Consider the following 4,250-nt stretch of genomic DNA (forward strand, 5'->3'; position numbering starts at 1 on the left):
TTAAAAATTTGAAACTATTTAATGTAGTAGACTTCTTCTTCTTTTGAAGAAAGACAAAAAATTCTGACAAATCTTGCTTGATAAGTATCCAATACTATGGTCTAAGAGAAATGAGCGTAAAATTTTTTGCCTAGTGATTAGGAAACAAAAAAACTGGCATAATTTGAGAAGATTTTCTTCACATATCCAAGAAGTTTATGATTCCATCTAAATTAATCAGTCTTTCTCTTCTCGGAAAAGAATTAAGTTAAGAATATTCAGCTCATTAGAAGTTAAAAGATAGCGCTCGCTATAAATTTTTTCTCGGATTTCTCCTAAACTATAGCTACGAAAAACAACAAAGGGAAATTTTTTATATTGCCTACCAATGGGTAGGGTATTATATGCAGGATAAAGAGACTGAATGTATCGAGATAAAAGAGTTCTAAATTCTTTTTCTTCTTCAACTATTAGCTCCTGTTTAAAATATTTAGTCATTAATTCTTGACTCATAAATACAAACAAGGGTAGAGCATAATATTGGTCTAAGTTTTGACTATTTTGTTCAAACCATTGGGTTCTATCAATATTACCTTTGTCTCCTTTAAGCAACTTGATAAACTCTAAGGCAGTTTTAATTGCAGATTTAAGATTAGGTGGGTAATCTTGACTTTGACTAATTGCCCACATTTTTTTGAATAATTCATTATTAGCAAATTTTCTAATTTGTTCTTCTAATCCTATTTGATAAGTCTCTTCTAATTTTTGGTTAGAAGTAGGTACTACCAATAAATTACCAGTTAGATGACCTGTTTGAATATTGCCAAAATCTAACAATTTATCAAGTCGGTTAAATAATGTTGGAAGTTTAGTTTTGAAAGAATCTATCAGAGAAAGATAAGTAATATTCTGAGCATCATAATTAGAATTAGACAAACTAAATTCTGCTTCCCTGAGAATTTGCGTCAGACTGGAATAAACAAATTGAAGAGTTTGTTTTTCTGGATGTCGGTTATGTTCATTTTTTAATTCTCGAATTAGATTAGTCATTTTTTCTGAAAAGCTATTTCCTGCTGTTGAAACAGATTTTCCACCAATAGGAATCATCAGAAAATTTTTCTTTCCCAGGTTACCAGAACCTACTATTCTAGTCATTATTGACAGTTTGAGAATTAATAAAATATCTAATAAATTCATCACGCTTTCTTCTAAGGAAAGTTTTCTCTCTTCAGCATAATCTTCTGGGGAAGTCTCGTTATCTTTAGGATAATAAATTGCCGAATCGTTTAAATAGAATATTATCTGTTTTTCTTGATTATCTAAAGTTATTTTTTTCCCATTTTCTTGATATTGACCTCGCGCTCTATAGATTACCTGAATCACTTCCATCAAATTTTTTTCTATCTGGAAACGAGGTATTTCAACTAAGATATTTTTGGCTTTAGGAAAGGATAAACCTCGACTTGCTGAAGATGTCATAAACACGATTTTTACATCTTGTTTATACTTATCTATTTTTTCTCTATTTTCATCAGACAAGCTAGCGTGTATTTCGAGATAGTCTGTATATTCCTGAAATTTTTTCCGCGACTGCCTAATCTTTTCTATCAACTCTTTTAAGCGTCTTTTGTCTTGAATATAAACTAACAATTGACCAAAGTTAGAGTTGTCTAGGAAGGATTTGATATCTGCTAAAATTTTTGCATCGACTTCTTTGGTTAATTCTTTACCTTCTTTAATTTTCCAGTTATCTTGATTAAATTTAACAGACTGAATGAAGACTTTATAGGTGATGTTTAAACTACTAGCTGGATAGGAATTAGCATTAATAGTTATGGCGGGTTTATTTTTAAACTTAAAATTGTCTACCGAAAGTGGTTCTGGTTTATTTTTTCCTTGACTTTTTGCTAATCTAAAATAAATTTTATCTGGTTCTGGAGAAGTCTGGGATAAGTGCTGTTTAATAACTTCTTTTTCTACAATAGAAGCATCAGCTACAATAATTTTAGTATTAAAACCAGATTCTGGATTAGTTAATTGATACTTTGCTAGAAATTGATTTATTCCGTTTAAAAAATTTACTCCCCCATCATCTCCAGTAATTTCATCAATCATTATAAATAAGTGCTTTATCCTTTGAGAAATTTCCCGCATTTTTCTAAAATTCACACCTTTTTTTGTGTGATAAGCACTTTTGAATATTTTCTCAAGATGTCGGAGAGTGTCTGCACCATTCGGAGTAATTTTCAAAGATTGAGTCGAAACTGTGGCAACAATATTATTGGATATTTTGTCATCAATAAGAGCGTATATTCCCTGACAGATACTATTGAGAACTCCAGCAGTTTGTTTTTTTTGATATTCAATTGTATCTATATTGCTTCTATGAAAATTTTCTTGATTTCGCTGCCTCGGTTTAATTTGTGAATTGTGATTAATAAATCTGACATTTTTAGAAGTAAAATCATCTTGACGTTGATTGGAATAATATCTAACTGTGGAATCATTACCATTTTCTTGAATCAGAATTGAATTGGCGTTGATACAAAATAATCTGTCGTCGAACAACTTCTGACTTTGAGAATTTTCAGATTTAAACTTATGGATTAAATCGAGATTAACCTGAGTACGAGGACTAATATAAAATAGCAGAAAACCTTCCTCTAAATGAGACTTGAGAAATTTAGTAATAGCTGTTGTTTTGCCTATACCTGGATTACCTGTCAAAAACACAAAAGTATTATCGCTAATCAGAGCTTTTTGAATTAATTCAGCATGAGCATCTCTTAATGTTGACTCTGACTTAATACCTAATTTTTTTGCTAATTCATTGGAGACAATATCTATAGAATTAACAAAATTATTCAGCTTTTCTTGATGAGTAACCTGAGCAATACTATTCTGCTGGAGATTAAGGGTTTTTGTAGATAAATCTTGGATAAAATCTTTGCCATTGATAAAACTATGAACAGCTTTTCTCCGAATTAAATCTAAGACTTCGCGACGAGCAGTTTTAATTTCTTTATCTTTGTATTCCTTCTTATATATTTCCGCACAGGTAGTTAAAATATTGAAATTTTCTGGGCGTAAACAGAAAGTGCTAATGTTGCGATCGCTATATCCTACTATATTAAATAGAACAGATTTTTCATCTTGAATTATCTGTGTTTCTCGTCGCAAAAAATTGTAAAAACTTTCAGCATAAGCACCTGCTTGAATTAATTTAGTAGTTTCCTTATCCTTTCGCTTAAAAGCAGTAAAAAATCTTTTCAAATCAGAGGAAAATGCAAAATCAAAATCCTGAGTATTACCTGTATCTATTCGTAGGTTAGAAAAGACACTTTTTGAACGAATATGTTTAATATCAGTCATCAAAATTCGGCGTAAACTGTTTAATTCACTATCATCCAGTAAAAGTAAATCTTTTTCTGACTTGACTGAAAATATAGACAAATCTACACAGATAATTCTCAACTGTTCGCCATGACGCAACAACATTAATGTATCCGCTTGTAGAAATTCTCCTTTCTTTTCCAAATATTGATTAATATATCTATTTAAGTGACTATTCAAGATATCAGCAGATAATAATTGAGATAATAATTCCTGAGTTGCTAAGAAGTTATCTTTATTATTCGTACCGAAACTATTATTGCCATGAAAACAGCATTGATAATACAAAATTTCTAGTTTTCTGACTTTGAAACTCCATTGAGTTGACTTGATATACTCCCGGAAAAAATTTAACCCTCCTAGAAATCCTTTCAAAATTAAATATTGACTCCATCTTTCCAGATTTTTCAGACTTTCAGAACTGATAATTCTAGGATTTTCCACTATTCGGTTAACCATTTTCGGCAATTTTAATTGTTGCAAATCCCGAAGATACAAATCGCCAAAATTATGTGGATAATTCTGGTGTTGAATATCTGCCAAAATACCAATATTAAATCCCACTTCAAACAAAAATCCTAACTTGTCTGCAATATTCATTATTTTCTCCTTGGAAAAATTTAGCTCTACCATTTTGCTCACTTCCCTCAAAAATCCTAATTTCTGAAAATTTATCTAATCGTAGAATCGGCAAGTCTCGACCAAAGATCGAATCGGCAAGACCACGTTCTTTTCTCCTTGGAAAAATCTCGCTCTACCATTTTGCTCACTTCCCTCAAAAATCCTAATTTCTGAAAATTTATCTAATCGTAGAATCGGCAAGTCTCGACCAAAGATCGAATCGGCAAGACCACGTTCTTTTCTCCTTGGAAAAATCT

2 protein-coding genes are annotated in these 4,250 nt (G+C 31.0%); both read right to left on the reverse strand.

Annotation, left to right across the window (positions count from 1 at the left end; translation table 11 throughout):
- Window positions 1-216: 216 nt before the first annotated feature.
- Entirely contained in the window at window positions 217-3,972 is a 3,756-nt protein-coding gene (locus F6K40_RS16015) for a helicase-related protein (RefSeq protein WP_293137485.1), read from the reverse strand.
- Between the two features lie 75 nt (window positions 3,973-4,047).
- A partial coding sequence (locus tag F6K40_RS16020) for a hypothetical protein (RefSeq protein ID WP_293137487.1) occupies window positions 4,048-4,250 on the reverse strand: 203 nt, incomplete at its 5' end.

The organism is Okeania sp. SIO3I5, from assembly GCF_010672085.1.
Classification (GTDB): domain Bacteria; phylum Cyanobacteriota; class Cyanobacteriia; order Cyanobacteriales; family Microcoleaceae; genus Trichodesmium.